Origin of the sequence: Micromonospora sp. NPDC047812 (assembly GCF_040704175.1) — a bacterium.
Lineage (GTDB): Bacteria > Actinomycetota > Actinomycetes > Mycobacteriales > Micromonosporaceae > Micromonospora.
In genome coordinates, this window is sequence record NZ_JBEYRY010000004.1 from 445,250 (window position 1) to 470,828 (window position 25,579).

Genomic DNA, 25,579 nt, shown 5'->3' on the forward strand with positions numbered 1-25,579 from the left:
CGGGGGCTCCTCAGGGCCGGCCGGGTCACGAGTCGGAGCCTTCCAGGGCCATCCGGACCAGGCCGGCGACGTCGAGTTCGTGGATCTGGGCCTCCGGCGCGGCCGGGGCGGCGGGCGCCACGGCCGGGGTGCCGGCGCTCGTGCGGGCCAGCTGGAGCAGCTGGTCGAGCAGGCCCGTCCGCCGCAGTTCGTCGAGCGGGATCGCGGCGAGGGCCCGGCGGACCGACTCCTCGTCGCCGTCGTCACCGAACTCCCCGTCGCCGTCCTCGAACAGCTCCTCGTACAGGTGGTCGGCCAGGCCGGCCGGGGTCGGGTAGTCGAAGACGACCGTGGTGGGCAGGTCGTGCCCGGTCGCCGCGGTGAGCAGGTTGCGCAGCTCCACCGCGGTGAGCGAGTCGAAGCCGAGGTCCAGGAAGCCCCGGTCCGTCTCGATCACGTCGGCGGAGGAGTGGCCGAGCACCTTCGCCGCGTCGACGCGCACCATCTCCAGCAGCGCGGCCCGCCGCTCGTCACCGGGCAGCGCCCGCAACTCGGCGAGCAGGTCCCGGGCGACGGGCGCGGACGCGTCCGGCACGTCGGCGGGGGCGACGGCCAGCTCGCGTACGGCCGGCAGGTCGGCCAGCAGCGGGCTGGGCCGCAGCGAGGTGAACAGCGGCGCGAAGGTGGCCCAGTCGACGTCGGCGACGGTGACGCAGGTGTCCCCGGCGGCCAGGGCGTGCCGCAGCCCGGCCATCGCCACGCCCGGCGGCATCACCCGCAGGCCACGGCGGCGCAGCTGCTCCGGCGCGCCCTCGGTGAACATGCCCGACTCGGTCCACGGTCCCCACGCCACGGACGTGGCCGGCAGTCCCCGGCCGCGCCGCCGCTCGGCGAGCGCGTCGAGGTAGGCGTTGCCGGCCGCGTACGCGCCCTGCCCGCCGCTGCCCCACACCGCCGAGATGGACGAGAAGAGCACGAACGCGTCCAGCTCGGTGCCGTCGAGCAGCTCGTCGAGGTGCTCGGCGCCGGACAGCTTCGGGGCGATGACGTACGCCAGGTCCTCCAGGGTGGTGTCGGCCAGCGGCACCACCTCGCTGACGCCCGCGGCGTGCACCACCGCGCGCAGCGGCGGTCCCTCCCGCCCCAGGTCGGCCAGGAGTTCGGCCACCGCGCTCCGGTCGGCGGCGTCGCAGCGGGCGACCCGGCAGTCCACCCCGAGGCCGGTCAGCTCGGCGAGCAGCTCGGCGGCGCCGGGGGTGTCGGTGCCCCGCCGGCTGGTCAGCACCACCCGTTCCGCGCCGGCGCCGGCCACCCAGCGGGCCACGTGCCCGCCGAGCGCGCCGGTGCCGCCGGTGATCAGCACCGTGCCCCGGGGCTGCCACGGCGCGGGGTCCCCCGCGGTGACGGCCGGGACGAGCCGCCGCACCAGCACCCCGGACTCGCGGACGGCGAGCTGGTCCTCCAGGCCGCCGCCGGTGAGGATGCCGCCGAGCCGCATCGCCGTCCAGGGTTCGAGGTCGGTGGGCAGGTCGACCAGGCCGGCCCAGCGGGCGGGCTGTTCCAGCGCGGCCACCCGGCCCAGGCCCCACAGCATCGCCTGCCGCGGGTTGGCCGGGACGTCGCCGTCGCCGACCCCGACGGCGCCCTGGGTGACGCACCAGAGCCGGGCCGGGGCGTCGAGGTCGACGAGCTGCTGGAGCAGGTGCACGGTCGCGGCCAGGCCACGCGGCAGCGCCGGGTGCTCGGCGTACGGGGCGTCGTCGAGGCCCAGGAAGGAGAGGATCGACAGCGGCGCCCCGCCCTCGCCGAGGGCCTCGGTGAGCACGTCGGCGAACCCTCCGCACAGCTCGTCGGAATCCGCGGCGGTGTCCACGGGCACGATGGTCACCTCGGTGCCCAGGGCCCAGGTGCAGGAGTTCAGGTCGGGATCGTCGGCCCGGTCGGCGGGCAGCAGCACCAGCCAGCGGCCGGGATCCTGCTCCTCCGGTGCCTCCTCGATGGGCTCCCAGACGACCCGGTACCGGCTGCCGTCGACCAGGGCCCGCTCGCGGCCGCGCCGCCGCCACGCGGACAGGGCGGGCAGCACGGTCCCGAACGGCTGGTCGCGGTGCACGTCCAGGTCGCGGGCCAGCGACTCGAGGTCCTCGGCCTCGACGGCCGCCCAGAAGCGGCGCTCGACGTCGGTGCGGTCGTCCTCGGCCGCCAGGGCGGCCCAGGGCGGCGGCTCCGGCCAGTAGCGCTGCCGGTCGAACGTGTAGGTGGGCAGGTCGACCCGCTGCGCGCCGGTGCCGTCGTAGAGGGCGGACCAGTCCGGGGAGACGCCGTGGGTGTGCAGCGCGGCGACCGCCCGCAGCAGGGTGGTCGGCTCGGAACGGTCGCGGCGCAGGGCGGGCACGACCAGCGGGGCCCGGCCGCCGGTCGGGGCGTCCTCGGCCAGGACGGCCTGGGCGAGGGCGGTGAGCACCCCGTCCGGGCCGATCTCGACGTAGCCGGTGACGTTGCGCTCCCGCAGCGCCGTGACGGCGTCGGCGAAGCGCACGGCGTCGCGGGCGTGCCGCGCCCAGTACTCCGGCGTGCCGATCTCCGCCGCGTCGACCGGCGTGCCGGTGACGGTGGAGATCATCGGGATGGTCGGCTCCTGGTACCGCAGCCGTCCGGCGACGGCAGCCAGGTCGTCGAGCACCGGTTCCATCAGCGGGCTGTGGAACGCGTGGCTGACCGTCAGCCGCCGGATCCGGACGCCCCGGGCGGTCCACTCCGCGGCCAGTTCCTCGACGGCGTCGCCGGCCCCGGACACCACGACGGCGGCGGGACCGTTGACGGCGGCGACGGAGACCCGGTCGGCGCGGTCGCCGAGCGCGGCGGTCACCTCGGCCTCGGTGGCGGCGATGGCGAGCATCGCCCCGCCGGCCGGCAGCGCCTGCATCAGCCGGCCCCGGGCGGCGACCAGCTCGGCGGCGTCGGCCAGGGAGAGCACCCCGGCGGCGTGGGCGGCGGCGAACTCGCCGATGGAGTGCCCGGCGACCGCGTCGGGGCGGACACCCCACGCCTCGAACAGCCGGAACAGCGCCACCTCCACGGCGAAGAGCGCCGGCTGGGTGAACTCGGTCCGGTCCAGCGACTCGGCCTCGGGGGTGTCGGGCTCGGCGAAGAGCAGCGGCTTCAGCGGGCGGGGCAGGTGCGGGTCGAGGGTGGCGCAGGCCTCGTCGAGCGCGGCGGCGAAGACGGGGAACGCCTCGGCCAGCTCGCGCCCCATCCCGGCCCGCTGCGCCCCCTGCCCGGAGAACAGGTACGCCACCTTCGGCCGGGACGCGGCCACGCCGGTGACCACCAGCGGCGAGTCCTCGCCGGCGCCGAGGGCGCGCAGCCCGGCGCCCAGCGCGATCCGGTCGGTGGCGAGGACGACGGCCCGGTGCTCCAGGGTGGCCCGGGAGACCGCCGACGACCAGCCGACGTCGACCGTCCGGGGGGCCTCCAGGCCGGTGAGCTGCTCGGCCCAGCGGTCCGCCTGGGCGGCCAGCGCGACCGCCGTACGTCCCGACAGCAGCACCGGCACCACCGGCAGCCGGGCCGGGTCCCCCGTGGGCGGCTCCACGAAGGACGGCTCCGGGGCCTGCTCCAGGATGGTGTGCGCGTTGGTGCCGCTGATGCCGAACGAGGAGACGGCGGCCCGGCGCGGGTGGCCGGTGACCGGCCACGGGCGGCCCTCGTCGAGCAGCTCGACCGCGCCGACGGTCCAGTCCACCTGGTCGGTCGGCTCGTCGACGTGCAGGGTCTGCGGGAGGTAGCCGTGCCGCAGCGCCAGCACCATCTTGATGATCCCGGCGACGCCGGCGGCGGCCTGGGTGTGCCCGATGTTGGACTTGATCGAGCCGAGCCAGAGCGGCTGGTCGGCGGGCCGCTCCCGGCCGTACGTGGCGAGCAGTGCCTGCGCCTCGATGGGGTCGCCGAGCTTGGTGCCGGTGCCGTGCGCCTCGACGGCGTCCACGTCGGCCGGGGTGAGGCCGGCGTTGGCGAGCGCCTGCCGGATCACCCGCTGCTGCGACGGCCCGTTCGGGGCGGTCAGGCCGTTGGAGGCGCCGTCCTGGTTGACGGCGCTGCCCCGGATCACCGCGAGCACGGGGTGGCCGTTGCGGCGGGCGTCGGAGAGCCGCTCGACGAGCAGCAGGCCGAGGCCCTCGCCCCAGCTGGTGCCGTCGGCGGCGGAGGCGAACGCCTTGACCCGGCTGTCCGGGGCGAGCCCCCGCTGCCGGCTGAAGCCGACGAACACCCCGGGGGTGGACATGACGGTGACGCCGCCGACGAGGGCGAGGGAGCACTCCGAGCGGCGCAGCGCCTGGCAGGCCCAGTGCAGCGCGACCAGCGACGACGAGCAGGCGGTGTCCACCGAGACGGCGGGCCCCTCCAGCCCGAGGGTGTACGACACCCGGCCGGAGAGCACGCTGCCGGCGTTGCCGGTCATCAGGTGCCCCTCGGCGCCCTCGGCGCTGAACATCAGGTTCCGGTAGTCCTGGTAGTTGGTGCCGACGAAGACACCGGTGGGGCTGCCGCGCAGCGCGTGCGGGTCGATCCCGGCCCGCTCGATCGCCTCCCAGGACGCCTCCAGCAGGAGCCGCTGCTGCGGGTCCATGGCCAGGGCCTCGCGGGGGCTGATGCCGAAGAACCCGGCGTCGAAGTCGGCGGCCCCGGTGACGAAGCCGCCCTCGCGGGCGTAGCTGGTGCCCTCCTTCTCCGGGTCGGAGTCGAAGAGCCGGTCGAGGTCCCAGCCCCGGTCGGTGGGGAACTCGCCGATCGCGTCGCCGCCGGCGGCGAGGAGCTGCCACAGCTGCTCCGGGGTGTCCGCCCCGCCGGGCAGGCGGCAGCTCATCGCCACGATGGCGATCGGGTCGTCGTCGTCCTCGGCCGGCGCGGCCGGGGCGGGGGTGGCCTCCGGGGCGGCCCCGGTGAGCAGTTCGTCGAGGTGCGCGGCGAGCACCGTCGGGTTCGGGTAGTCGAAGGCGAGCGTCGCGGGCAGCCGCAGTTCGGTGGCGGTGGCCAGGAAGTTGCGCATGTCCACGGCGGTCAGCGAGTCCAGGCCCAGGTCGCGGAAGGGCAGGGTGGCCGGGATGTCGTCGGCCGAGCCGTAGCCGAGCGCGGTCGCCGCGCACTGGCGGACCAGCTCCAGCAGCGTCGCGGCGCGCTCCGCCGCGGCGAGCCCGGCGAGGCGCCGCGCCAGGGCCGACGGTACGTCCGGCTCCTCCTCGGCGGCCTCCTGCGGGTCCGGCCGCGTCGCCTCGCGCACCTCGGCGAGGTCGCCGATCAGCGGGCTGGGCCGGACCAGGGTGAACGCGGGGGCGAACCGGGTCCAGTCGATGTCGGCGATCAGGGTCGTGGTCTCGCCGCGCCGCAGCGCCCGGGCGAGGGCCTCGACGGCCAGGTCCGGGTCCATGCCGACCATGCCGCCCCGGCGCAGCCGCTGCTGGGCGCGTTCGTTGTCGGCGGGCAGGCCGGCCCCGCTCCACGCGCCCCAGGCCACCGAGAGGGCGGGCAGACCCTCGGCCCGGCGCCGCTCGGCGAGGGCGTCGAGGAACGCGTTCGCCGCCCCGTACGCGCCCTGCCCGGCGTTGCCGGTGGTGCCCGCGACCGAGGAGAACAGCACGAAGGCGTCCAGGTCGAGGTCCCGGGTCAGCTCGTCCAGGTGGACGGCGGCGGCGCACTTGGGCGCGGCGACGGTGTGCAGGCGCTGCGGGGTGACGGTGTCCACGATCCCGTCGTCGAGGACGGCGGCGGTGTGCAGCACGGCGGTCACCGGGGCGTCGGCGGGGACGGCCGCGAGCAGGTCGGCCACCTGCGCCCGGTCGGCGACGTCGCAGCGGGCCACGGTGACCCGTACGCCGAGGTCGGTCAGCTCCGCCTCCAGCTCGGCGGCGCCCGGGGCATCCGGGCCGCGCCGGCTGGCCAGCAGGACGTGCGCCGCGCCGGAGCGGGCCGCCCAGCGGGCCAGGTGCCCGCCCAGCCCGCCGGTGCCGCCGGTGATCAGCACGGTGCCGCGCGTCCGCCAGGCGTCGTCCACGTCGCCGGACGCGGCCGGCTCGGGTTCGGTGATCCGGGCGAGTCGGCGGACGAAGACGCCGGACTCGCGCACGGCGAGCTGGTCCTCGCCGACGCCGAACTGCTCCGCGCCGTCGCCGTCGCCGAACTGGTCCGCGCCACCGCCGAACTGGTCCTCGCCGTCGGCGCCGAGCGCCGCGCAGAGCAGGGCGCCCGCCTGTGGGCCGAGGGTGTCCGGCAGGTCGAGCAGGCCGCCCCAACGAGCGGGGTGTTCGAGGGCGACCGCGCGGCCGAGGCCCCAGACGGAGGCCGCGACGGGGCTCGGCGCCGGGTCGTCGGCACAAGCCGCGACGGCACCCCGGGTCGCGCACCACAGCGGCGCCTCGACGCCGAGCGCCCCGAGCGCCTGCACCAGCAGGGCGGTGCCCGAGACGGCCAGCGAGGTCGCCGGGTGCTCCGGGTGCGCCCGCTCGTCCAGGCTTAGCAGCGAGAGCACGGCGACGGGGCCGTCCGGCCCGGCGAGCGCGGCGCCCAGCAGTTCGACCAGCGCCGCCGGGTCGTCGGTGGCGTCCAGCTCCACGGGCACGACGTCCGCGCCGAAGTTGCCGAGCGCCGACAGCACGTCGGCGACCAGGGGGTCCCCGCCCAGCGCCGCGGGTACCGGGACGAGCCAGGTGCCGGCGAGCCAGGTCAGCGGCAGGTCGGGCACGGCCTGCCAGGTGACCCGGTAACGCCACCCGTCGATGTCCGGCGCGTCGTCGGGCGCGGCGAGGAAGGCCGGCGGCGCGGGCCAGTACCGGTGGTGGTCGAAGGCGTACGTGGGCAGGTCGACGGTGGGCGTGGCGGGCAGGACCCTCGTCAGATCGACGGGCAGGCCGACGGCGTGCGCGGTGGCGAGGTTGGTCAGCAGCCGGGTCGCGTCGTCGTCGTCCCGCCGCAGGCTGCCCAGGGTGTGGCCGGTGACCCCGGTGTCGTCGAGGATGGCCGTCACCGGCATCGTCAGCACGGGGTGCGGGCTGATCTCCACGAACGTGGTGTGCCCGGCGGCGACCGCGACCCGCACGGCGGCGTCGAAGCGCACGGTCTGCCGCAGGTTGTCGTACCAGTAGTCGGCGCCCATGGAGATCGGGTCGGCCCAGTCCCCGGTCAGCGTCGAGACCAGCCGGGTGTGGCCGACCTGCGGCGTCACGTCGGCCAGGTCGGCGCGCAGCTGCTCGGCGACCTCCTGCACGGCGGGCGAGTGCGACGCGTAGTCCACGGGGATCAACCGGGCCCGGATCCCCTCGGCCTGGCACGCCGCCACCAGGTCGGCGACGTGCTGCGGCGGGCCGGACACCACGACGGTGGACGGTCCGTTGACCGCCGCCACCCCCACGCCCGGGAAGGCCGGCAGCCGCTCGGCGACCGCGTCGGCGGACAGGTCCACCGACGCCATCGTGCCGGTGCCCCGCAGCACCGCCAGGGCGCGGGAACGCAGCGCGACGGTCCGGGCGGCGTCCTCCAGGCTGAGGATGCCGGCCACGCACGCGGCGCCGATCTCGCCCTGCGAGTGACCGATCACCGCCTGCGGGGTCACCCCCGCGTGCTGCCACACGGCCGCGAGGGCGATGCCGACGGCCCACAGCACGGGCTGCACGACCTCGACCCGCTCCAGCCACGACTCGTCGTCGCCGGTCAGCACCGACACCAGGTCCACGTCCAGGTACGGGGCGAGGGCCCGCTGGCACTCGGCCAGCTTCGCGTCGAACACCGGCGTACGACCGACAAGGCCGGCGGCCATCCGCGCCGACTGCGCGCCCTGACCCGGGAAGACGAAGACCGGGCCCGCGCCGGGGCCCGACGCCACACCGCTGACCACGTTTCCGGCCGGCAGGCCGGCCGCGACCGCGTCCAGCCCCGCCAGCAGCTCGTCGGCGGTCGACCCGACCACGGCGGCCCGGTGGTCGAACGTCGACCGGGTGGCCGTCAGGGACCAGCCCACGGCGGCCGGGTCCAGCCCGTCCCGCCGGCGCAGGTACGACGCGAGCCGGGCGGCCTGCCCGGCCAGGGCGGCCTTCGACCGGGCCGACACCGACCAGAGGAGCGCGTCGGCGGCGACCAGGCCGGGGGTCGAGCCGGACGGGCGTTCCTCGGTTGGCTCGTCCGGCTGCTCGATGATCACGTGGGCGTTGGTGCCGGAGATGCCGAACGAGGAGACGGCGCCCCGCCGCACCCGTCCCGTCTCGGGCCACGGCCGGGCCTCGGTGGCCAGTTCCACCGCGCCGGCCGTCCAGTCGATGTGCGGGGACGGCGCGTCGACGTGCAGCGTCGCCGGGACGACACCGTGCCGGATGGCGAGCACCAACTTGATCACCCCGGCCACGCCTGCGGCGGCCTGGGCGTGGCCGATGTTCGACTTCACCGAGCCGAGCAGCAGCGGCGGGGCCTCCCCCCGGTCCTGCCCGTACGTGGCGATGAGCGCCTGCGCCTCGATCGGGTCGCCCAGCTTGGTGCCGGTGCCGTGCGCCTCCACGACGTCGACGTCCGCCGTGGACAGCCGGGCGGAGGCGAGGGCCTGGCTGATCACCCGCTGCTGGGCCGGCCCGTTCGGAGCGGTCAGCCCGTTCGACGCGCCGTCCTGGTTGACGGCGGAGCCGCGTACCACCGCGAGGACGCGGTGGCCGTTGCGGCGGGCGTCCGACAGCCGCTCGACCAGCAGCCAGCCGACGCCCTCGGAGAACCCGGCGCCGTCGGCGCCGGCCGCGAACGACCTGCACCGCCCGTCCGGGGAGAGGGCGCGCTGCCGGCTGGATCCGATGTAGAGGCCCGGGGTGGCCATCACGGTCACCCCGCCGGCCAGCGCCAGGTCGCACTCCCCCGCCCGCAGCGCCTGCACCGCGAGGTGCAGGGCCACCAGCGACGACGAGCAGGCCGTGTCGATGGAGACGGCGGGCCCCTCCAGGCCGAGGGTGTACGACACCCGGCCCGACGCGACGGCCGCCGCGCCCCCGGTCATCGAGTGCCCCTCGTCGCCGTCCGGCGACACCATCAGCAGGGTGCCGTAGTCCTGCCCGTTGGTGCCGACGAACACGCCCGTCCGGCTGCCGCGCAGCGAGGCCGGGTCGATCCCGGCGGCCTCGACCGCCTCCCAGGACGTCTCCAGCAGCAACCGCTGCTGGGGGTCCATGGTCAACGCCTCGCGCGGCGAGATGCCGAAGAAGGCGGAGTCGAAGTCCCCGGCCCCCTCGACGAACCCGCCCTCCCGGGCGTACGAGGTGCCCGGGTGGTCGGGGTCGGGGTGGTAGAGGCGCTCCAGGTCCCAGCCCCGGTCGTCGGGGAAGGGGGTGACCGCGTCCCGGCCGTCCCGCAACAGCTCCCACAGGTCGTCGGGGTTGCGCACCCCGCCCGGCAACCGGCAGCTCATCGCCACGATCGCCACCGGCTCCAGTTCCTGGGACTGTGCCTCACTGAGCCGGCGACGGGTGTCGTGGAGATCAGCCATGACCCGCTTGAGGTAGTCGCGGAGCTTGTCTTCGTTGGCCATCGGAGTGCCGCTTCCTCGAAAGGGACGGGAGAGAGCTGGAGCTGGAAGGTCAGGAGATGCCGAGGTCCTTGTCCACCATCGCGAACAACTCGTCGTCGGTGGCGTCGTCGAGGTGCCGGCCGATGTCGGCGCCACCGCTGTCCTGGGCGAGCCGGGAGAGCATCGCCTGGAGACGTACGGTGGCCCGCACCCGGGCCGCCTCGTCCCGCGCCACCACGTCGAGGCTGTCGGCGATCCGGTCCAGATCGTCGAGGAGGGCGGTCGGGGTGACCACGTCGTCGTGGGCGACCTCGGCGAAGAGGTACTCCGCCAGGGTCGTCGGGGTCGGGTAGTCGAAGACCAGGGTGACCGGCAGCGCCACGCCGGTGGCCGAGCCGAGCCGGTTGCGCAGCTCGACGGCGGTGACGGAGTCGAAGCCCAGCTCCCGGAACGCCCGGTGCTCGTCCACCGACTCGGCCGACGGGTAGTTGAGCACGGCGGCGACCTGGCTGCGGACCAGGCCGAGCAGCACGGCCTGCCGGTCGGCGGCGGGCAGCCCGGCGAGCCGGTCCTGCAACGACTCCGGGCCGTCGCCGGCCTCCACGCTGGCCACCTTCTCGGCCGTGGCGAGACGGCGCACGTCCGGCAGGTCGCTGATCAGCGGGCCGGGCCGGGTGGCGGTGAAGGCGACGGAGAACCGTTCCCAGGCGATGTCGGCGATGGTGAGGAACGCCTCGCCGTGGTCCACGGCCTGGTGCAGCGCGGCGATGGCCGCCTCGGGGGTCATCTCCGGTACGCCGTGGCGGTGCAGCAGCTCGCCGAGCGGCCCGTCGGCCATGCCGCCCCCGGCCCACGCACCCCAGGCGATGGAGGTGGCGGTCAGGCCGAGACCACGCCGGTGCTGGGCGAGCGCGTCGAGGAACGCGTTGCTCGGGGCGTAGTTGCCGACGCCGGAGCTGGCCACGCTGCCGGCGAAGGACGAGAACATGATGAACGCCGACAGCTCGTGGTCGAGGGTCAGCTCGTGCAGGTTGTACGCGACGTCGACCTTGGCCTGGAGCACCCGCTCGATCTGCTCCGGCCGGATGTCGTTGATCATTGCGTCGTCGAGCACGGCGGAGGCGTGCACGACCGTGGTGAGCGGGTACTCGGCGGGGATCGCGTCGATCAGGTCGGCCAACGCGTCCCGGTCGGAGGCGTCGCACTCGACGACGGTGGCCTGGGCGCCCAGCGCGGTGAGGTCGTCGACGAGCTGCTGCGCGCCCGGCGCGGCCATGCCCCGCCGGCTGACGACGACGACGTTCTCCACGCCGCTGCGGGCCAGCCAGCGGGCGGCGTGCCCACCGAGCGCGCCGGTGCCGCCGGTGACCAGCGCCGTGCCGTACGGCTGCCACGGATTCGCGGGCTGGCTGTCGCCGAGCGGGACCCGGGTGAGCCGGCGGGCGAGCAGGCCGCTGGGGCGTACCGCGATCTGGTCCTCCTCCCCGGCGGCGGTGAGTGCCGCGACCAGCAGGTCGGCGCAGCGCTCCTCGACGGCCTCGGGCAGGTCCACGAGACCGCCCCAGCGCTGCGGGTGCTCCAGCGCGGCGACCCGGCCGAAGCCCCAGACCAGCGACTGCACCGGGGAGCGCAGCAGGTCCGCCATGCCGACGGAGGCGGCACCGGAGGTGACGCTCCACATCGGGGCGCGCAGGCCGATGTCGCCGAGGGCCTGGAAGAGCGCGACGGTGGCGGCGAAGCCGCCGGGCACGGACGGGTGCAGCGGGTGGGCCAGCTCGTCGAAGGCGAGCAGCGAGACCACGCCGGTCACCTCGGTGGCGGCGTCGCCGCCGGGTGCGGCGGCGAGCGCCTCCTGCAGCAGCTTGCCGAACTGGTCGCGGTCGACGTCGGGGGTGGAGACGGGAACCTCGACGAGGGTCGCGCCGGCCGCCGTGAACGCCTCCACGCAGGCGTCCTGCCAGGGCTCGATGATGTCGCCGGTCGGCATGACGACGACCCAGGTGCCGCTCATGCCCCGGTTGGCGACGCCGGTCAGCGGCTTCCAGGTGTCCTGGTAGCGCCAGCTGTCGATGTCGGACTGCCGGCGCCGCTGCCGGCGCCAGGAGGTGAGCATCGGCAGGGCCGGCAGCAGCGCGTCGAGGACCTCGTGGGCCGGGGTCTCCTCGGTGGCGATGGTCTCGGCGAGGGCGGTGACGTCCCCGCGTTCCACGGCGGCCCAGAAGCTCGCGTCGCCCGGGTCGGCCGCCGCGGCCTGGAGCAGGCTCTCCAGGTCGGGGCCGCCGCTGCCGTCGAGCCAGAACCGCTGGTGGTCGAAGGCGTACGTGGGCAGCGGCGCGACCTCGGTCTCGGCCAGGACGTTCGCCAGGTCGACGGGCAGACCGATGGCGTGCGCGGTGGCGAGGTTGGTCAGCAGCCGGGTCGCGTCGTCGTCGCCGCGACGCAGGCTGCCCAGGGTGTGGCCGGTGACCCCGGTGTCGTCGAGGATGGCCGTCACCGGCATCGTCAGCACGGGGTGCGGGCTGATCTCCACGAACGTGGTGTGCCCGGCGGCGATCGCGACCCGCACGGCGGCGTCGAAGCGCACGGTCTGCCGCAGGTTGTCGTACCAGTAGTCCGCGGTCATCGAGGCCGGGTCGACCCACTCCCCGGTCAGCGTCGAGACCAGGCGGGTGTGACCGGCCTGCGGGGTGACGTCGGCCAGGTCCGCGCGGAGCTGCTCGGCGACCTGCTGCACGGCCTCGGAGTGGGAGGCGTAGTCGACCGGGATGAGCCGGGCGCGCAGGCCCTCGGCCTCGCACGCCGCCACCAGGTCGGCGACGGGCTGCGGCGGGCCGGACACCACGACGGTGGACGGGCCGTTTACCGCCGCCACCCCGACACCCGGGAAGGCCGGCAGCCGCTCGGCCACGGCGTCGGCGGACAGGTCGATCGACGCCATCGTGCCGGTGCCGCGCAGCACGGCGAGCGCGCGGGAGCGCAGCGCCACGGTCCGGGCGGCGTCCTCCAGGGTGAGGATGCCGGCCACGCAGGCGGCGCCGATCTCGCCCTGCGAGTGGCCGACGACCGCGTCCGGGACGACGCCCGCCGCGCGCCACACGGCCGCGAGGGCGATGCCGACGGCCCACAGGACCGGCTGCACGACCTCGACCCGCTCCAGCCACGACTCGTCGCCGGTCAGCACCGACACCAGGTCCACGTCCAGGTACGGGGCGAGGGCCCGCTGGCACTCGGCCAGCTTCGCGTCGAACACCGGCGTACGACCGACAAGGCCGGCGGCCATCCGCGCCGACTGCGCGCCCTGACCCGGGAAGACGAAGACGGGGCCGCCGCCGGCGCTGGTGACCGTACCGGTGACGAGGTTGCCGGCCGGGTGGCCGGCGGCGAGGGCGTCCAGCCCCACGAGCAGCTCGTCGGTGCCGACGCCGACCACGGCGGCGCGGTGGTCGAACGTCGAGCGGGTGGTGGCGAGCGACCAGCCGATCGCCGCCGGGGCGAGGTCGCCGTGCTCGCGCACGTGCTGGGCGAGCCGGGCGGCCTGGCCGGCGAGGGCGGCCTTCGACCGGGCCGAGACCGGCCAGACGGTGACGTCCGAGGCGACCAGGCCGGGGCGTCGCGCGGGCTCGACGGCGGTGGCCTCGACGGCCTCGTCGCCCTCGACGGCGACCGGGTCGGCGACGCGCGGCCGGTACTCCTCCAGGATCACGTGGGCGTTGGTGCCGCTCACGCCGAACGAGGAGACGCCGCCGCGGCGGGGGCGGTCCAGCTCCGGCCACGGCTTGGACTCGGTGAGCAGGGAGACCGCCCCGGCCGTCCAGTCCACGTGCGGGGAGGGCTCGTCGATGTGCAGGGTCTCCGGCATGACGCCGTTGCGCAGCGCCATCACCATCTTGACCAGTCCGGCGACGCCGGCGGCGCTCTGGGTGTGGCCGATGTTCGACTTGACCGAGCCCAGCCACAGCGGCCGGTCGGCCGGGCGGTCCTGCCCGTACGTGGCGATGAGCGCCTGCGCCTCGATGGGGTCGCCGAGGGTCGTGCCGGTGCCGTGCGCCTCGACCATGTCGACGTCGGCGGTGCCGAGCCGGGCGTTGGCGAGGGCCTGCCGGATGACCCGCTGCTGGGAGGGGCCGTTCGGGGCGGTGAGCCCGTTGGACGCGCCGTCCTGGTTGAGGGCGCTGCCCCGGATCACGGCGAGGATCGGGTGGCCGTTGCGCTCGGCGTCGGCCAGCCGCTCCACGACGAGCACGCCGCCGCCCTCGCCCCAGCCGGTGCCGTCCGCGCCGGCCGCGAAGGCCCTGCACCGGCCGTCCACGGACATGCCGCGCTGCCGGGAGAAGACGACGAACACGCCGGGGGTGACCATGACGGTGACGCCACCGGCGATGGCCAGGTCGCACTCGCCGCGGCGCAGCGCGTTCACCGCGAGGTGCAGGGCCACCAGCGAGGAGGAGCAGGCGGTGTCCACGGTGACGGCCGGGCCGTTGAGGCCGAGGGTGAACGAGATCCGGCCGGACGCGACGCTTGTGGTGTTGCCGGTGCCGATGTACATGTCGACGCCCTCGGGCACGTTCGGCAGACCCATGCCGTAGTTGGACGTGCTCAACCCGACGAAGACACCGGTGGAGCTGCCGCGCAGCGACAGCGGGTCGATGCCGGCCCGCTCGACGGCCTCCCAGGACGTCTCCAGCAGCAGCCGCTGCTGCGGGTCCATCGCGAGGGCCTCACGCGGGGAGATGCCGAAGAGGGACGGGTCGAAGTTACCGGCACCGTCGAGGAACCCGCCGATGCGGGTGTAGCTCTTGCCCGGCTTGTTGGGGTCGGGGTCGTAGAGCGCCTCCAGGTCCCACCCCCGGTCGTCGGGGAACTCGGTGAGCGCGTCCCGGCCGTCGGCGACAAGCTCCCACAGGTCCTCCGGCGACCGGACGCCACCGGGGAAGCGGCAGCTCATCGAGACGATGGCCAGGGGTTCCTGGTCGCGGGCCTCGACGGTCTGCAGCTTGCGCTTGGTCTCGTGCAGGTCGGCGGTGACCCGCTTGAGGAAGTACCGCAGCTTGTCATCGCTCATCGGGGGGCACCTGCCTCGATTGGAAGGTTGGTCATCTCAGGAGATTCCAAACTCTTTGCTGATGAAGTCGAAGATCTCGTCGTCGCTGGCCGAGTCGAGGTCGGGCCGGTCCGGCTCGGCGGCGGGCCCCGCCGCCAGGTCGGACGCCTTGGCGAGCAGGTCCTGCATCCGGGCGGTGAACCGGGCCCGGGCCGCCGGGTCGAGCGGGATGGCGTTGAGCAGGCTCTCGACCGTGTCGATGCCCTGGAAGAGGGGTTGCGTGGAGGGCGCCGCGTCGGCGGCGATCTCGCTGGTCAGCTTCTCGGCGAGCGCGGTCGGCGTCGGGTAGTCGAAGACCAGCGTCGCCGGCAGCCGCAGCCCGGACAGGCCGTTGAGCCGGTTGCGCAGGTCGACCGCGGTGAGCGAGTCGAAGCCCAGGTCGGTGAAGAGCCGGTTCGGGTCGACGGCGTCGGCGCCGGCGTGGCCGAGGACGGCGGCGATGTTCGCCCGTACCACGTCGAGCACCACCTTGTGCCGCTCCGGACCGGCCAGGCCGGCGAGTCGCTGGCTGAGCTGCACCCCGCCGGAGCGGGCGCCGGTGGCGTCGGCCGAGCGCCGCAGCGGCACCCGGACCAGGGCCCGGAGCATCGGCGCGAGGGTGCCGGCCTCCGCCTGCCCCCGCAGCGTCCCGACGTCCAGGCGCATCGGCACGACGGCTGCCGCGTCGAGCCGCCACGCGGCGTCGAACAGGTTCAACGCCTGCTCGGTGGCCAGCCCGGCGGCGCCCTGCTCGGCCATCCGCCGCACGTCGTCGTCGCCGAGGTGGCCGGTCATGCCGCTGGCCTGCTCCCAGAGGCCCCACGCGAGCGAGATGCCGGCGAGCCCGCGAGCCCGGCGGTGCGCCGCGAGGGCGTCGAGGAAGGCGTTCGACGCCGCGTAGTTGGACTGGCCGGCGCTGCCCAGCGTGGCCGCCGCCGAGGAGAACAGGACGAAGGCCGCGAGGTTCGCCCCGGCCGTGAGGCGGTGCAGGTGCCACGCCGCGTCGATCTTCGGCACGGCGACGGCGTCCACCCGGTCGGGGGTCATCGACTCCAGCACGCCGTCGTCGAGGACGCCGGCGGCGTGCACCACGGCGGTGAGCGGGTGCGCGGCGGGCACCCCCGCCAGCAGCGCCGACAGGGCGTCGGGGTCGGCGGCGTCGCAGGCCGCGACGGTCACCTCCGTACCGGTGCCGGCGAGTTCGGTGACGAGGTCGTCGATCCCCTCGGCCGCCGCGCCGCGCCGCCCGGCCAGCAGCAGGTGCCGTACGCCGTGGGTGGTGGCGAGGTGGCGGGCCAGGATGCGGCCCAGCACGCCCGTCCCGCCGGTGATCAGCACGGTGCCGTCCGGGTCGATGCCGCCGGGAAGCGGCTCCACCCCGGCCGGGACCCGCCCGAGCCGCGGCGTGCGGACCTGCCCGGCCCGCACGGCGAGCTGCGGCTCGCCGGAGGCGATCGCGGCGGCCAGCGCGGTGGCGCTGTCCGGGGTGTCGTCGAGGTCGACGAGCTGGCACCGGCCCGGGTGTTCGAGCTGAGCGGTGCGCAGCAGGCCCCAGACCGGGGCCTGGCGCAGGTTGACGACCTGCTGCTCGCCTGCCGCGACCGCGTCGCGGGTGACCAGCACCAGCCGGGACTCGGCGAACCGGTCGTCGGCGAGCCAGGTCCGCAACGCGGCGAGGGTACGGTGCGTGGTGGCGCGCGCCTGCCCGGCCAGCGCCGGGTCCGTCGGGTCCCCGGCGTCGCCGATCGGCACGATCACCGCCTCGGGCGCCGGCTCACCCCCGGCGAGCAGGTCGCCCAGCGAGTCGAGGTCGACGTCGGTACGCACCCGGGCACCGGCCGCCTCGCAGGCGGCGCTGAGGGCCAGGTCGTCGCCGAGCGCCACCCAGCGGGTGGCCGCCGGCACGGGGCCGGTGGGCACCGGCAGCACCGGCCAGTCCACCTGGAACAGCGACTCGTGCCGGCCGGAGCGGGCCGCGCCGAGCGAGTCGCCGGAGACGCGGCGCATGATCAGCGAGTCGACGTGCAGCACCGGGGCGCCGGTGGCGTCGGCCACCTGGAAGGAGACACCGACCTCGCCGGCGGCGGCGACGCGTACGCGCAGGGCGGTGGCCCCGGCGGCGAGCAGGGAGACCCCGGTCCAGGCGAACGGGAGGCGGGGCACGGTGGCGTCGGCGCCGTCGCCCATCCGGCCGAGGAAGCCGCCGATCGACATGGCCTGCAACGCGCCGTCCAGCAGCGCCGGGTGCACGCCGAAGCGGCCGGCCTCGGCGTGGTGGTCGGCGGGCAGCTCGACCTCGGCGAAGACCTCGTCGTCGCGGGTCCACGCGGCGCGCAGGCCACGGAACGCCGGGCCGTACCCGAAGACGGTCGCCTCGATGCCCGAGTAGAAGTCGTCGGCCTCGACGCGCGTCGCGCCGGGCGGCGGCCACACCCCCAGGTCGAAGGCGGGCGCGGCGTCGGCCGGCTGCGGGGCGAGCAGACCGGTGGCGTGGCAGGTCCACGCGACGTCGGCCAGGATCTCGTCGGAGCCGTCCCGGTAGGGCCGGGAGTAGAGCTGGACGGTACGCCGCCCGTCGTCGTCCCGGTCGCCGACCATGAGCTGCACCTGGAGCGCGCCGAGTTCGGGCAGGACGAGCGGGGCGAGCAGGGTCAGCTCCTCCACCGTCGGGCAGCCGGCCTGCTCACCGGCGTACGTGGCGAGTTCCACGAAGGCGGTGCCGGGCAGCAGGATGTTGTCCATCACCCGGTGCTCGCCGAGCCACGGGTGGGTACGCACCGACAGCCGCCCGGTGAAGACCATCCGCTCGCTGTCGGGGAAGGTCAGCGTGGCGCTGAGCAGCGGGTGCCCGGCGTCCTGGAGGCCGGCGGAGCTGACGTCCTGCGCCCGGCGGGCCGGAGGCTCGACCCAGTACCGCTGGTGGTCGAAGGCGTACGTGGGCAGCGCGACGATGTCGGTCTCGGCGAGGACCGTGCCGAGGTCGACGGGCAGGCCGATCGCGTGGGCGGTGGCGAGGTTGGTCAGCAGCCGCGTCGCGTCGTCGTCACCGCGTCGCAGGCTGCCCAGGGTGTGCCCGGTGGCGCCGGCGTCGTCGAGGATCGCCGTGACCGGCATCGTCAGCACCGGATGCGGGCTGATCTCCACGAACGTGGTGTGCCCGGCGGCAACGGCCACGCGCACGGCGGCGTCGAACCGCACCGTCTGCCGCAGGTTGTCGTACCAGTAGTCCGCCGTCATCGACGCCGGGTCGACCCAGTCCCCGGTCAACGTCGACACCAGACGGGTGTGCCCCTGGCGGGGGGTGACGTCGGCCAGGTCGGCGCGCAACCGCTCCGCGACCTCCTGCACCGCCGCCGAGTGCGACGCGTAGTCCACCGGGATCAACCGCGCCCGCACCCCGTCGGCCTGACACGCCTCCACGAGGTCCGCGACCGGCTGCGGCGGACCCGACACCACCACCGTGGACGGGCCGTTGACGGCCGCCACCCCGACACCCGGGAACGCGCCCAGCCGCGCGGTCACCGCGTCGGCCGACAAGTCGACCGACGCCATCGTGCCGGTCCCCCGCAGCACCGTCAGCGCCCGCGACCGCAGGGCGACCGCCTTCGCCGCGTCCTCCAAGCTGAGGATCCCGGCCACGCACGCCGCACCGATCTCGCCCTGCGAGTGACCGACCACCGCAGCCGGGGACACCCCCGCGTGCTGCCACACCGCCGCCAGGGCCATACCGACGGCCCACAGCACCGGCTGCACGACCTCGACCCGCGCCAACCACGACTCGTCGTCGCCGGTGAGCACCGCGACCAGGTCCACGTCCAGGTACGGGGCGAGGGCCCGCTGACACTCCGCCAGACGCGCGTCGAACACCGGCGTACGACCCACCAGGCCCGCCGCCATCCGCGCCGACTGCGCACCCTGACCCGGGAACACGAACACCGCACCCGCACCGTGCGACAAGGCCGCGCCGGCGACCACGTTGCCGGCCGGCGACCCCGACGCCAGAGCGTCCAGCCCCGCCAGCAGGTCTTCCACGCCGGCACCGATCACAGCGGCGCGCTGGTCGAACACCGACCGGGTCGTCGCCAGGGACCAGCCCACCGCCGCCGGATCGATCTCGCCGCGCCCACGCACGAACTCCGCCAGGCGGGCCGCCTGCCCCGCGAGGGCGCCCTTCGACCGCGCCGACACCGGCCACACCACGACGTCCGACGCCACCAGGCCCGGGCCGGGCTCGGCCGGAGCGGCGACCTCGAACGGCTCGTCGGCCTGCTCGATGATGACGTGGGCGTTCGTGCCGGAGATGCCGAACGACGACACGGCCGCCCGACGGGGCCGGTCCACCGCCGGCCACGGCCGCGACTCCGTCGCCAGTTCGACGGCGCCGGAGGTCCAGTCGATGTGCGGGGACGGCTCGTCCACGTGCAGCGTCGCCGGCACCATGCCGTGCCGGATGGCCTGCACCATCTTGATCACACCGGCGACACCGGCGGCGGCCTGCGCGTGGCCGATGTTCGACTTGATCGAGCCGAGCAGCAGCGGCCGGTCGGCGGGCCGCTCCCGCCCGTACGTGGCGAGCAGGGCCTGCGCCTCGATCGGGTCGCCGAGCGTCGTGCCCGTGCCGTGCGCCTCGACCACGTCCACGTCGGCGGTGGAGAGCCGCGCCGCCGCGAGCGCCTGCCGGATCACCCGCTGCTGGGAGGGGCCGTTCGGCGCGGTCAGGCCGTTGGAGGCGCCGTCCTGGTTGATGGCCGAGCCGCGCACCACCGCGTACACGGTGCGGCCCTGCCGGCGGGCGTCGGAGAGCCGCTGCACGAGCAGCATGCCGACGCCCTCGGACCAGCCGGTGCCGTCGGCGGACGCGGCGAACGACTTGCACCGTCCGTCGGCGGCGAGGCCGCGCTGCCGGGAGAACTCGACGAACGCGGTCGGGGTGGCCATCACCATGACACCACCGGCGAGGGCCATGTCGCACTCGCCGCGCCGCAGCGCCTGGCCGGCCCAGTGCAGCGCGACGAGGGACGACGAGCAGGCCGTGTCCAGCGACACCGCCGGCCCCTCCAGTCCGAACGTGTACGCCACCCGTCCCGAGATGACGCTGCTGGTCATCCCGGTCAGCATGTAGCCCTCGGCGGCCTCCGGCGAGTACGCGAGCAGCGAGCCGTAGTCCTGGCCGCTGGTGCCGACGAAGACGCCGGTGCTGCTGCCCCGTACGTCGGCCGGATCGATGCCGGCGGACTCGAAGGACTCCCAGGTGGTCTCCAGCAGCAGCCGCTGCTGCGGGTCCATGGCCAGGGCCTCGCGGGGCGAGATGCCGAAGAAGCCGGGGTCGAACTTGTCCACGCCGCTGAGGAAGCCGCCGCCGCGGGCGTAGAAGGTGCCGGGGGCGTCCGGGTCGGGACTGTAGAGGCTGTCGAGGTCCCAGCCGCGGTCGGTCGGCAGGTCGCTGATCGCGTCGACGCCGTCGACCACCAGCCGCCACAGGTCGTCGGGCGACCACACCCCACCGGGCAGCCGGCAGGCCATGCCGATGATGGCGAGGGGCTCGTCGTCGCCGACCGACACGGTGGGGGTCGCGGGCCGCACGGGGACGGGGGTGCCGGCGATCTCCGTACCCAGGAAGGCCGCCAGGTCGTGCGGGGTCGGGTAGTCGAAGACGAGGGTGGCCGGCAGCCGCATCCCGAAGGCGTTGTTGAGCCGGTTGCGCATCTCGACGGCGGTGAGCGAGTCGAAGCCGAACTCGCTGAACGCGCGGCGCGGCTCGATGGCCGCCGGGTCGGGGTAGCCGAGCACGGCGGCGGCCTGGCCCCGGACGATCTCGACCAGCGCGGCGGCCCGTTCGGTGTCGCCGAGCCCGGCGAGCTGCTGCACGAGCGAGGCGCCGGTGGTGGCCGCGGCGGCGCGGGCGGGCGTGCGGATCAGCGCCCGGTACAGCGGCGGGATGCTCCCGCTGGCGAACTGCACCTTCATCGCGGCGAGGTCCAGCCGGGCCGGGACGAGCGCGGCGTCGGTGGTGCGGCAGGCCGCGTCGAAGAGGGCGAGCCCCTCCTCGGCCTCCATGGCGGCGACGCCGGAGCGGGAGATCCGGTTGAGGTGGACGTCGTCCAGCTCGGTGGTCATGCCGCTGCGGTCGGCCCAGAGGCCCCAGGCGAGGGTGAGGGCGGCGAGGCCGCGCGCCTTGCGGTGCTGGGCCAGCCCGTCGAGGAACGCGTTGGCGGCGGCGTAGTTGCCCTGGCCCGGGCCGCCGGCGGTGGCGGCGAGCGAGGAGTACGAGACGAACGCCTTCAGGTCGAGGTCGGCGGTCAGCTCGTGCAGGTGCCAGGCGGCGTCGACCTTGGGCCGCAGCACGCCGTCCATCCGCTCGGGGGTGAGCGAGGAGATGACCCCGTCGTCGCGGACGCCGGCGGCGTGGATGACGGCGGTGAGCGGGTGCTCCGCCGGGATGCCGGCCAGCAGCTCGGCCACGGCGTCGCGGTCGGCGACGTCGCAGGCGGCGACGGTGACGCTCACGCCGAGCGCCTCCAGCTCGGTGCACAGCTCCGCGACGCCCCCGGCGGCGCGGCCGCGCCGGCTGGTGAGGATCAGGTGCCGGACGCCGTACGTGCTCACCAGGTGCCGGCTCATCAGCTGGCCGAGGGTGCCGGTGGCGCCGGTGATCAGGACGGTGCCGTCGGAGTCGAACGGGACGGCCGGCGGCTCGCCCGGGGCGGGGACCCGGGTGAGCCGGGCGCCGGCGGCGACGCCCGCGCGGATGACGACCTGCGGCTCGTCGGTCGCGACGGCCGGGACGAGCGCGGCGGCGCAGCCGGCCACGTCGTCGACGTCGACCAGCACGAACCGCTCGGGGTTCTCCGACTGGGCGGAGCGGAGCAGGCCGATCACGGCGGCGCCGGCCAGGTCGGTCAGGTCGGTGTCCCGGTCGGTGGCGACCGCGCCCGAGGTCAGCACCACCAGCCGGGAGGCGGTGTAGCGGTCGTCGGCGAGGAACTGCTGGAGCACGGCGAGCGCCCGGTGGGTCACCTCGGCGACGGCCCGGGGCACGTCCGCCGACGCGGGCGGGTCGAGGAACGGCACGACCAGCACGCCGGGTGCGTCCGCACCCTCGTCCATCGCCGTGGCCAGGGCGGTCAGGTCGGGGTACGCCGCCACGGCCGTACCGGTGGCCGCGATCGCGTCGGTGAGCGCCGCCGCGTCGCCGACCACCGCCCAGTCGACGGTGGACGGGCCGACGGGCAGCGCGAGCGGGGCCCACTCGACCCGGAACAGCGACTCGGTGCCGCCGCCGGAGGCGGTGCGGAGCTGGTCGGCGGAGACCGGCCGCAGCACCAGGGAGCCGACGGAGACGACGGGCGCGCCGGTGACGTCGGTGAGCAGCAGCGAGATGCTGTCGGGGCCGGTGTGCGAGACCCGGACCCGGGCCGCCGCGGCCCCGGCGCCGTGCAGGGCGACGTCGTTCCAGGAGAACGGCAGCCGACCGTACCCGGGGGGCATGTCCGCCCCCGACGGCTCGCCGGCCGGCGTGGTCAGGCCGAGGGTGTGCAGCGCCGCGTCGAGCAGCGCCGGGTGCAGGCCGTACCCGCCGGCCTCGGCGGCGGGGGCCTCCGGCAGCGCCAGCTCGGCGAAGAGGTCGTCGCCGCGCCGCCAGGCGGAGCGCAGGGCGATGAACGACGGGCCGTAGTCGTAGCCCTGGGCGGCGAGGTTCAGGTAGAGGTCGTCGGTGCCGACCTCGGTCGCGCCCGGCGGGGGCCAGGTGGTCAGGTCGGACCAGCCGACGGGGCCGCTCGGCGCGGCCGGGCCGCTGGCCAGCACGCCGCTGGCGTTGCGGGTCCAGGCCCGCTCGCCCTCGGCCGGCTCGCCGTCCTGGGCGGAGTGCAGCGACACGGACCGGCAGCCGGTCTCGTCCGCCGGGCCGATCCAGAGCTGGATGTCCACGCCCCCGGTCTCCGGCAGGATCAGCGGCGATTCCAGGGTGAGTTCGCGGACGTGGTCCGCACCGACGTGCGCGCCCGCCTGGAGGGCGAGTTCGACGAAGCCCGTGCCGGGCAGCAGCACGGTGTCGAAGACGACGTGGTCGGAGATCCACGGGTGGGTACGCCGGGCCAGCCGGCCGGTGAACAGGAAGCCCTCGGCGTGCGCGACGCCGACGGCGGCCCCGAGCAGGGGGTGTTGCGCGGGCCGCAGGCCGACCGCGGTGACGTCGCCGGTCCACCCGGCCCCCGCCTCGGGCCAGTAGCGCTGGTGCTGGAACGCGTACGTGGGCAGGTCCACCCGCCGGGCGCCGGTGTCGGCGAACCACGGCTGCCAGTCGACGGCCACCCCGTGCACGTGCAGCTCGGCCAGCCCGGCCAGCAGCCCGTGCGCCTCGGGCCGGTCCTTGCGCTGCGCGGCGACGGCCAGTACGCCGTCGTCGCCGGGCAGGATGTCCGCCGCCATCGCGGTCAGTACGCTCTGCGGCCCGATCTCCAGGAACGTGTCCACGCCGGCGGCCCGCAGCGCGGCGACCCCGTCGGCGTACCGGACGGCCTGCCGGACGTGGCGCACCCAGTAGTCGGCGGTGCGGATCTCCTCGGCGTCGGCGAGCGCGCCGGTCACGTTCGACACGACCGGCAGGGTCGGCGCGGCGAAGGTCAGCCCGTCCAGGACGCTGCGGAACTCGGCGAGCATCGGCTCCATCAGCGGGCTGTGGAACGCGTGGCTGACCGTGAGCCGGCGCGTGCGGACGCCCCGGTCGCGCCAGAGCCGCTCCACCTCGTCGAGGGCGTCGACGGCACCGGAGACCACGACCGAGGTCGGCCCGTTCACCGCCGCGATCCCGAGCCGGTCGGTCGACCCGGCGATCGATTCGACCACCGCCGCCTCGTCCGCCGCCACCGCGAGCATCCCGCCGCCGGCCGGCAGGGCCTGCATGAGCCGGCCGCGCGCCGCGACGAGCGCGCACGCGTCGGCCAGGGACAGCACCCCGGCCACGTGCGCGGCCGTGATCTCGCCGATCGAGTGCCCGCCCACGAAGTCCGGCGTGATCCCGAACGACTCCACCAGACGGAACAACGCCACCTCGATGGCGAACAGCCCCGCCTGGGTGAACACCGTCTGATCCAACAGCCCCGCCTCGGCCGTACCCTCGGCAGCGAACAGCACCTCCCGCAGCGGACGCGGCAGCAGCGGGTCCAGCCGACCACACACCTCGTCCAACGCGGCGGCGAACACCGGGAACCCGGCGTACAGCTCCCGGCCCATGCCGGCGCGCTGCGCGCCCTGGCCCGAGAAGAGCACCGCGAGCGAGCCTCGGCCGCCGGCCTGGCCCGTGACCACCGCGCCCGACGGGTCCCCGGCGGCCAGGGCGCGCAGCCCGGCCAGCAGGTCCTCGCGGCCGGTCGCGGCGACCACGGCCCGGTGGTCCAGGGTGGACCGGGAGGTTACCGACGAGAACGCCACGTCCAGGGGCCGCAGGGTCTCGTCGGCGGCCAGCCGGGCCGCCCAGCGGCCCGCCTGCGCGGCGAGACCGGCCGCGTCCCGGGCCGACACCGGCACCGGCACGACCGGCCGTTCGACCACCGGTGCGGCGGCGCCCGACGGGGGCTGCTGGGGCGCCGGGGCCTGCTCCAGGATGGTGTGCGCGTTGGTGCCGGACACCCCGAACGAGGAGACCGCCGAGCGGCGCGGCCGGCCCACCGCCGGCCACGGCGTCGCCTCGGTCACCAGCGACACCTCGCCGGCCGACCAGTCGACCTCGGGGGTCGGCTCGTCCACGTGCAGGGTGGGCGGCACGACGCCGTGCCGCATCGCCATCACCATCTTGATCACACCGGCGACACCGGCGGCGGCCTGGGCGTGACCGATGTTCGACTTGACCGACCCGAGCAGCAGCGGCGCCGAGTCCCCCCGGTCCTGCCCGTACGTGGCGAGCAGGGCCTGCGCCTCGATCGGGTCGCCGAGCCGGGTGCCGGTGCCGTGCGCCTCCACCACGTCCACGCCGCCGGCGGCGAGACCGGCGTTGGCCAGGGCCTGCTGGATCACCCGCTGCTGCGACGGCCCGTTCGGGGCACTCAGGCCGTTGGAGGCGCCGTCCTGGTTGACCGCGCTGCCCCGCACCACGGCGAGGATCGGGTGGCCGTTGCGCTGCGCGTCCGAGAGCCGCTCCAGCAGCAGGACGCCGACGCCCTCGGACCAGCCGGTCCCGTCGGCGGCGGCGGCGAACGCCTTGCACCGGCCGTCGGCGGCCAGGCCGCGCTGCCGGGAGAACTCGACGAAGGCGGCCGGGGTGCACATGGCGGTGACCCCGGCGACGATGGCCAGGGTGCACTCCCGCTGCCGCAGCGCCTGGCCCGCGAGGTGCAGGGCGACCAGGGAGGACGAGCAGGCGGTGTCGATGGTGACCGCCGGCCCCTCCAGCCCGAAGGTGTAGGCGATCCGGCCGGAGACCACGCTGCCGGCGTTGCCGGTCATCAGGTGCCCTTCCAGGCCCTGCGCGGCACCCATCAGCACGGTGCCGTAGTCCTGGCCGGTGCTGCCGGCGAAGACGCCGGTGCGGCTGCCGCGCAGCGAGTGCGGGTCGATGCCGGCCCGCTCCAGGGCCTCCCACGAGGTCTCCAGCAGCCAGCGCTGCTGCGGGTCCATCGCCAGCGCCTCCCGGGGGGAGATCGCGAAGAAGCCCGGGTCGAAGTCGGCCAGGTCGTGGACGAAGCCGCCCTGCCGCGTGTACGACGTGCCGCTCTGCTCCGGGTCGCTGTCGTAGAGCGACCCGAGGTCCCAGCCGCGGTCGGTCGGGAAGTCGGAGACCACGTCCCGGCCGGACGCGACGACCTCCCACAGGTCCTCGGGCGACCGCACCCCGCCGGGGAAGCGGCAGCTCATGGAGACGATGGCGACCGGTTCCTGTTCGCCGGCCTCCACCTCGCGCAGGCGCTGGCGCACCTGGTGCAGGTCAGCGGTGACCCGCTTGAGGTAGTCGAGAAGCTTCGCCTCGTCAGCCATGGACCGCGCACTCCTTG

3 protein-coding genes are annotated in these 25,579 nt (G+C 75.7%); all 3 read right to left on the reverse strand.

Features of this window, described 5'->3' with window-relative positions; genetic code table 11:
- Nucleotides 1-25: 25 nt before the first annotated feature.
- Genes AB0883_RS19850 through AB0883_RS19860 form a run of 3 tightly spaced genes read right to left on the reverse strand, consistent with a single transcriptional unit; the run spans nt 26 to nt 25,562 of the window.
- Nucleotides 26-9,532, reverse strand: a complete 9,507-nt coding sequence (locus tag AB0883_RS19850; protein ID WP_366642634.1) for a type I polyketide synthase — start codon at nt 9,530-9,532, stop codon at nt 26-28.
- Between the two features lie 49 nt (nt 9,533-9,581).
- Nucleotides 9,582-14,573: a type I polyketide synthase gene (locus AB0883_RS19855; protein ID WP_366642635.1), complete on the reverse strand. Its 4,992-nt coding sequence runs from the start codon at nt 14,571-14,573 to the stop codon at nt 9,582-9,584.
- A gap of 36 nt (nt 14,574-14,609) precedes the next feature.
- Nucleotides 14,610-25,562: an SDR family NAD(P)-dependent oxidoreductase gene (locus AB0883_RS19860; RefSeq protein WP_366642636.1), complete on the reverse strand. Its 10,953-nt coding sequence runs from the start codon at nt 25,560-25,562 to the stop codon at nt 14,610-14,612.
- Nucleotides 25,563-25,579: the final 17 nt, after the last annotated feature.

Excerpts from the sequence above, each read along its gene's own strand:
- AB0883_RS19850 (WP_366642634.1), bottom strand. The coding sequence starts at position 9,532 with ATGGCCAACGAAGACAAGCTCCGCGACTACCTCAAGCGGGTCATGGCT.
- AB0883_RS19855 (WP_366642635.1), bottom strand. The coding sequence starts at position 14,573 with ATGAGCGATGACAAGCTGCGGTACTTCCTCAAGCGGGTCACCGCCGAC.
- AB0883_RS19860 (WP_366642636.1), bottom strand. The coding sequence starts at position 25,562 with ATGGCTGACGAGGCGAAGCTTCTCGACTACCTCAAGCGGGTCACCGCT.